The 6,346-nt window shown below is 63.7% G+C and carries 7 protein-coding genes and 1 pseudogene; 6 read left to right on the plus strand and 2 right to left on the minus strand.

The genetic code is table 11. The features are described 5' to 3' along the window. Nucleotides 1-103 precede the first annotated feature (103 nt). Complete coding sequence (locus tag Q0319_RS14180; protein WP_299453618.1) at nucleotides 104-931, minus strand: phytanoyl-CoA dioxygenase family protein; 828 nt, start codon at nucleotides 929-931, stop codon at nucleotides 104-106. A gap of 79 nt (nucleotides 932-1,010) precedes the next feature. Between Q0319_RS14180 and Q0319_RS14185 the strand changes: the two genes are divergently transcribed. The 3 genes and pseudogenes from Q0319_RS14185 (at nucleotide 1,011) to istB (ending at nucleotide 4,158) form a co-directional block, all read left to right on the plus strand. After that, nucleotides 1,011-1,460, plus strand: a complete 450-nt coding sequence (locus tag Q0319_RS14185) for a MarR family transcriptional regulator (protein WP_299453620.1) — start codon at nucleotides 1,011-1,013, stop codon at nucleotides 1,458-1,460. Between the two features lie 399 nt (nucleotides 1,461-1,859). Next, nucleotides 1,860-3,382, plus strand: a pseudogene (gene istA, locus Q0319_RS14190) (IS21 family transposase). Nucleotides 3,383-3,402: 20 nt separating this feature from the next. Further along, nucleotides 3,403-4,158: an IS21-like element helper ATPase IstB gene (istB, locus tag Q0319_RS14195; protein ID WP_299453622.1), complete on the plus strand. Its 756-nt coding sequence runs from the start codon at nucleotides 3,403-3,405 to the stop codon at nucleotides 4,156-4,158. A gap of 157 nt (nucleotides 4,159-4,315) precedes the next feature. Here the strand turns inward: istB and Q0319_RS14200 are convergent, their stop codons facing one another. Further along, nucleotides 4,316-4,567, minus strand: a complete 252-nt coding sequence (locus tag Q0319_RS14200) for a hypothetical protein (protein WP_299453624.1) — start codon at nucleotides 4,565-4,567, stop codon at nucleotides 4,316-4,318. Nucleotides 4,568-4,666: 99 nt separating this feature from the next. Here Q0319_RS14200 and Q0319_RS14205 point away from each other — a divergent pair, with 99 nt between their 5' ends. The 3 genes from Q0319_RS14205 to Q0319_RS14215 form a co-directional block, all read left to right on the plus strand. Next, nucleotides 4,667-4,927 carry a type I restriction endonuclease gene (locus tag Q0319_RS14205; RefSeq protein ID WP_296470441.1) on the plus strand — a complete coding sequence of 87 codons (261 nt, stop codon included), beginning with the start codon at nucleotides 4,667-4,669 and terminating at the stop codon, nucleotides 4,925-4,927. A gap of 69 nt (nucleotides 4,928-4,996) precedes the next feature. Then, nucleotides 4,997-5,998, plus strand: coding sequence for a RhuM family protein (rhuM, locus tag Q0319_RS14210; RefSeq protein ID WP_019397707.1), 1,002 nt, complete (start codon nucleotides 4,997-4,999; stop codon nucleotides 5,996-5,998). Between the two features lie 4 nt (nucleotides 5,999-6,002). Beyond that, nucleotides 6,003-6,346: type I restriction endonuclease (locus Q0319_RS14215; RefSeq protein WP_299453640.1), on the plus strand; the 344-nt coding region annotated here is incomplete at its 3' end.

Genomic DNA, 6,346 nt, shown 5'->3' on the forward strand with positions numbered 1-6,346 from the left:
CGGTCAACGCTGGGGCCAGGCGGGCTCGCCCCCGGCCCGGGCATCGCCCTCATCTTCCAAGGCATCGATGACACCTCGATGCAGCCAGCATGGCGATGCACCGCTATGTGCTTGCTTCAAGCGCAAGCGCGATGGCCCGTGCTACCGGCACGGATGATTGCTCCAGACCCTCTATCCAATGCTCAGTTCTTGGCAGGAGCGGAGGTTGCGCCAAGAATCTCGGCGCAGCGCCCCGGTGCATCTGGGCCGAGTGCACCAGGAATGGATGGCACAGGTACACCGTGCCCGCACTGCCGGTGGCGAGCACCTCGGGCCTGGCGGAAGTGAGGTCGATGTGAGGAATTAGGTCGCGCAGCCTGAGGCCGCCCTCTCCAGCCGTAGCCAGGGCACGAGCGATGTCCCGGTGGGAGCCTGCCCTGATACGAGTCGGTGCATCCTCCTCGCCCACATCGGAGAATAGGAACAGCATGAGGAGAGCGCGGCCGCGAGAACGGATATTGATGCGCCACTGCATGAAATCCGCTTCTTCATAGCCAAAGCTGGCATCGACGTGCCAACCGGTATCCCCCGGCGGGTCCGGCGAGGGAAAGCGCACAGGAACGGTGCCCACACTCCTGCACGGCCGCCAGCATCCCGGCCCAACGAGCTGGTCAAAGGCAGCATGAAGGACTGGCGTATTGGCCGCGGCGACGAGAGGCTCCTGTGCGTACATACCTAGGCGGACCACAGGATGCGTCCACGTAGCCGGATCGCCTGGCAAGCAGCCGTGAGCACGCAAGTCTTTCCAGAAGATGGCACGCGCCTGCGCCGCGAGCTCTCGCGAGAACGCATGTTCGACTTTCACGAAGCCATCGTCGATGAACTGCTGCACTTGCGTTTCCGTCAAAGCCTGCGCCGGCTTTGGACCGTCGATCTTGCTGGACACAGTCATGGAATGAACTCTGGGTGATTGGCAAGGAGCCTGCCGCAAGATAATATCAGTACCCTGATATTTATGTCAGCCCCCTGATATGTCTGCGCCCGATTCAGATTCACAGATTCCCATCGCACGCCACTTTGGTGGCGCGCTCAAGTTAGCGCAGCACGCCCTGCGCACACGCCTGGACGAGGCGTTGAGACCCATAGGCTTGACGACGCCACAATGCGCGGTGCTTTCGGCATTGGAAAGAGAGCCGGGCCTATCCAACGCTGCATTGGCACGGGCGGCATTCGTCACGCCTCAAACCATGCAAAGCATTCTGGCCAACATGGAACGAAACGGACTCGTAACCAGAGAGGCGGCCCCCGATCACGGCAGAATTCTCCGTAGCTTCATAACGGCACGAGGAAGAAAGGCGCTGATGCAGGCGCATACCGCCATTCTCGATGTCGAGGCAGTGGTGATCGATGCGGTGGGTGAGCGGGAAGCGGAGCGGCTGACAGAGGCGCTGACGCGCTGTGCTGAGCTGCTATCGAAATAACCACGCTACGCGTGGCTTGGAAGCCGGTCTACGGCCAGCCGAGGGGGATTCCGCCTCTGCCGCGAAGATTCTCTCGAGACGGTGCCGGGCCGCACCTTCGCTGATTGGGAGGTGCGGTTCTGTCCTGACGGCGCCCACTTACAGAGGTGAAACACTAGTCGGCGACAAACTAGGGGCGCACTCCACAACTGCGTATTCCGCTGATTGTGGGCACCGATTCCGGTGATCGTGACCACCGTGCCCGACATGGGCAACTTTTCCTCATTCCGGCATCGTGACCACCTGTTCCGGGTGCGTGACCACCGATTCCGATGATCGTGACCACCGCTTTCAGGGCGGCAGAAACATGCGCGTTTGACCCCAATCCTGCGGTAGGGTGTCGGGCTTTTTGGAGCCCCCATGCCACCGCCGTTACTGAGTATGCGCATGATCAAAACACTATTTCATCAGATCCTTTTTCTACGGCAGTCCCAGCGTCAGTGTGCCCAGGCCTTAGGCATTTCCAAGGGCGTGGTGGGCAAGTACGCTATTGCCGCCAAAGCCGCCGGCTTGAGCTGGGCAGAGATCGAACCACTCGATGAGGCGGCGCTCGAGCGGCGCCTGTTTGCTCACCTCGGGCAGGCCGACAAGCCGGTGATTCCCGACTACGCGGCAGTCCACCGGGAGCTCTCGCGCAAGGGCGTGACGCTCATGCTGCTGTGGCAGGAATATCAGGCCAATCATCTGGGCCAGCGCACGCTGCAATACAGCCAGTTCTGCGAGCGCTACCGGCAGTATGCCAAGACGCTGAAGCGTTCCATGCGGCAAGTGCACCGCGCCGGTGAGAAGCTGTTTGTGGACTTCGCTGGACCGACGCTGGCGTTGTCGGACGGTTCGCGCGCGCACCTGTTTGTCTCGGCCTTGGGCGCCTCACACTACACCTACGCTCAGGCGCTGCCCGGGCAGCGCACCGCCGATTGGATCGCCGGCATGACCGGGGCATTGCACTTCATGGGCGGCGTGCCCGAGCTGATCGTGCCGGATAATGCCCGTGCCGTCATCGCCCGGCCCGATCGCTATGAACCGCGCGCCAACGACACGGTGCTGGACTTCGCCCAGCATTATGGCTGCACCGTTTTGCCGGCACGCCCACGCACGCCGCAAGACAAGGCCAGTGTGGAGTCGGCCGTGCAGGTGGTCGAGCGCTGGGTTCTGGCGCGGCTGCGCCATCGCCCCCTGGCCGATATGGCTGCGGCCAACCGGGCGATCCAGCCCCTGGTGCATGAGCTCAATGCGCGTCCCTTCCAGAAGCTGCCCGGCAGTCGCGCCAGCGTCTTTAACGAACTGGATGCACCGGCGCTTCGCCCCTTGCCGGCCCAACGCTACGAATACGCCCGCTTCAAGACGGTGCGGGTTCATGTGGACTACCACGTCGAGGTCGAACGCCACCGTTACAGCGTGCCGCATGCGCTGGTGGGCGCCGTGCTCGATGCCCGCATCACTGCCCATACGGTCGAGTTGCTGCATCGCGGCCGGCGTGTCGCCATGCATGTGCGCAATGCCCGCGCCGGAGGCTTCACCACGGTAGAGGCCCACATGCCCGCAGCCCACCGGGCGCACCGTCAATGGACGCCACAGCGCCTGATCGACTGGGGCCTGGGCGTTGGCCTGGCCACCGGCACCCTGGTCGAGCAACTGCTGCATCGCCACAAACACCCCGAGCATGGCTATCGCTCGGCCCTGGGGCTGCTCTCCCTGGCCAAGCGTTACAGCCCCCCCGCCTGGAAGCCGCTTGTGCCTTGGCCTTGCAGCTGCACTCGTGCTACTACCGCACCGTGCGCGACATCCTGATCAATGGCCGCGACCGTCTGACGCCCATCGAATCGGCCGACTGGCAAAGCCCCCCGCATGAGCACCTGCGCGGCGCGCAGTCCTATCACTGAGATATCTACAAGGAATCTACATGCTTCACCAAACCATTGCCCAATTGCGCGAACTGAAACTGATGGGCATGGCCGATGCCTTGCAGCGCCAAAGCGAACAGGCCGCCAGTAGTGAACTCGCCTTCGAGCAGCGCCTGGCGCTGCTCGTGCAGCAAGAATGCGATTACCGCCATCAGAGACGCAGTGCGCGGCTGTTACAACAAGCACGCCTCAAATACCCCCAGGCCGCCATCGAGGACTTCGATAGCCGGCCTGGCCGAGGCATCGAGCGCACGCACTTCCTCAGTCTGGCCCTCGGTGAATGGGTGCAGGCTGGCCAGACCCTCATCCTCACGGGGGCTACCGGCTGTGGCAAGACCTGGTTGAGCTGTGCCCTGGCCCAGTACGCCTGCCGTCAGGGCCATAGCGCCCGATATCTGCGGGTGCCCCGTCTGGCTGAGGAACTCAGAACGCTGCGCGCGGCCGGTTCCTACACCAAGTGGCTGGCCCAACTGGCCAAGACCCAGGTGCTCGTGCTGGATGATTGGGGGCTGGTGGGACTGGATGCTCTGACGCGCGAGACGCTCATGGAAATCATCGATGACCGCGCTGCCACCCGGGCTACGCTGATCTCCAGCCAGTTGCCGATTGAGCACTGGCACGCGTGGATCGGCGAACCGGCCTTGGCCGATGCACTGCTCGATCGGCTACTGGCGCAGGCGCACCGCATCGTGCTCAAGGGCGAGTCCATGCGGGCAGCGACACAAAGCGGCCCTCCCGAACTCCCCGACGCATAGCGCGTCACACGCAGCGTATGTTGGCCCCTGTGCGGGGCCGACATGACCTTCAACGTACAATCAGGTCACGCGTGTTCTTGCCCTCCGACATGGCCATGGTCACGATCATCGGAATCGGTGGTCACGATGCCCGGACTGCCCGGTCACGATCCCGGAATCACTGGTCACGATCGACCGGAATACCCACCAGGACACCGAGACTTTCAATTCGCTGGTGGAATCCGCTGCATTGGATATACATGCCTATATCATTCAGTGTAATGACCGCCAGTACGGCGATAGCCGCATTCGTGGCCCGTTCAAGGAGAGTTGGCGACGCGATCTGCTGCGCGTCAAAGGAGGTATTGCCGATTATTGTGTAATTGGTGAGATTGACGTGGGGGCGTTGCGGGCGTTCCAGAGCAGTCATCGCTCACCGGAGGGGCCATTCAAGCCGGTTCCGGATGTATTTGAAATTGATCACGCCCGGCGTGTCTTGCCCGAGACTACAGACTGAGGGATGTAGGTCATGGAATTTCTGTCGGAGGCCGAGAGCGAAAGCGTGCTGCTGGATCAGCTGCGTGCGTTCGGTTACAGCATCGAACGCGAGGAAGACATCGGCCCCGACAGCCACCGGCCGGAGCGCGAGAGCCACGCCGAGGTGGTACTGAGGCGGTTCGAGGAAGCAGTTGCCCGCCTGAACCCCGGGCTACCGCCGGAGGCGCGGCAGGATGCGATCCGCAGGGTCGGTCGTACAGACCGTGCGGGCCTCGCGTCTCGATGTGCATGATCCGCAAGGCCTAATCTCCGGCGCGCTGGGCATCGCCGATGCCCAAGCCTTCCTCAAGGAGCGTGACTTATGAACGAAGCTGGGCAACTCGTCATCTTCGAAGCTGAAAACGGTCCGGTCCAGGTGCGGCTGGAGGGAGAGACCGTGTGGCTGACGCAGGCGCAGATGGCCGAGCTGTTCGGCACTTCCAGTGACAACATCAGCCTGCACCTCAAGAACATTTACAAGGAGCGGGAGCTTCAGGAGGCGGCAACTACCGAGGATTTCTCGGTAGTTCGCCAGGAGGGCGCGCGGCAGGTACGACGCCGGCTCAAGCACTACAACCTCGACGCCATCATTTCCGTGGGGTATCGGGTCAGTTCCGCGAAAGCCACGCGCTTTCGCCAGTGGGCAACTACCGTACTGCGTGAGCACCTGACCCGTGGCTTCACCCTGAACCGCCAGCGCTTCGAGCGCAATGCCGCCGAGCTGGAAGCCGCGCTGCAGCTGGTGCGCAGGGCCGCGGCCGGCGCGGCGCTGACCGCCGATCAGGGCCGCGGGCTGGTGGACGTGATCGCGCACTACACCCAGACCTTCCTGTGGCTGCAACGCTATGACGAGGGACTGCTGACCGCACCGGCGGGCAGTCCGGGCGGCGTGCTGCCGACACTGGACGAGGCCCGTGCCGCCATTGCGCGGCTGAAGGCTGATCTGATGGCGCGCGGCGAGGCTTCCGAGCTCTTCGGGCGCGAGCGCGGCGATGCCTTCGCGGCTCTGCTGGGTAACCTTGACCAGACCGTGTTCGGCGAGCCGGCCTATCCCACGGTGGAGACCAAGGCCGCGCACCTGCTGTATTTCGTCATCAAGAACCATCCGTTCGCGGACGGCAACAAGCGCAGCGGGGCCTTCCTGTTCGTGGATTTCCTGGCACGCAACGGGCGCCTGCTGCGCAACGGCGAACCGGTGATCAACGACGTGGGCCTGGCGGCGCTGGCGCTGCTGGTGGCGGAGTCCGACGCCAAGAACAAGGACGTGATGATCCGCCTGATCGAGAACATGCTCGCCCTGCCGGGCGGCAGGGAAGAGGGATAGACGCATGGCATTTCTGTCTGAGGCGGAGATCGAGAGCGCGTTGCTGGATCAGCTGCGCGCGCTCGGTTACAGCATCGAACGCGAGGAAGACATCGGCCCAGACGGCCACCGGCCGGAGCGCGAGAGCCACGACGAGGTGGTGCTGCGCAGGCGGTTCGAGGACGCCGTTGCCCGCCTGAACCCCGGGGTGCCGCCGGAGGCGCGGCAGGATGCGATCCGCAGGGTCACGCAGTCCGAACTGCCCGCCCTGCTCGAAGAGAACCGCCGCCTGCACAGGCTGCTGACGGAGGGCGTGGACGTCGAGTACTACGCCGAGGACGGCACGCTGACCGCCGGCAAGGTGGCGCT

It is taken from the genome of uncultured Pigmentiphaga sp. (genome assembly GCF_937950555.1).
GTDB lineage: Bacteria > Pseudomonadota > Gammaproteobacteria > Burkholderiales > Burkholderiaceae_B > Pigmentiphaga.